This is a genomic window from Micrococcus sp. GbtcB5, assembly GCF_019091605.1.
Lineage (GTDB): Bacteria > Actinomycetota > Actinomycetes > Actinomycetales > Micrococcaceae > Micrococcus > Micrococcus luteus.
In genome coordinates this window covers 1-228 of the sequence record NZ_JAGXJK010000649.1, presented here as the reverse complement: position 1 = coordinate 228, position 228 = coordinate 1, and the positions used below count along the sequence as shown (strand labels likewise).

At 72.4% G+C, this 228-nt stretch carries 1 pseudogene; it reads right to left on the bottom strand.

What is annotated here, in order from left to right:
* Window positions 1-228: pseudogene (locus KVS67_RS13830) on the bottom strand (class F sortase); the annotation flags it as partial.

The following is a 228-nucleotide window of genomic DNA, read 5'->3' as shown; positions in this document are numbered from 1 at the left end:
TGTTGAAGGCGTTCCCGGCCATCCCGGTGCCCGGCACGAGGTCGCACGTGATCAGCGTGACCTTCGCGACGGCGCCCCCGGGCTCCCATGCCCAGCGGTGCGACGGATCCTGGGGGAGCGCCTCCTTCTCCACCGAGACCGCGTCCGCGTCCGCCTCGAAGGCGGCCTGCGTGCCGTCGTCGGATGTCACCACGACGACGGCACCCGCTCGCACGTCGCCCAGGTTCC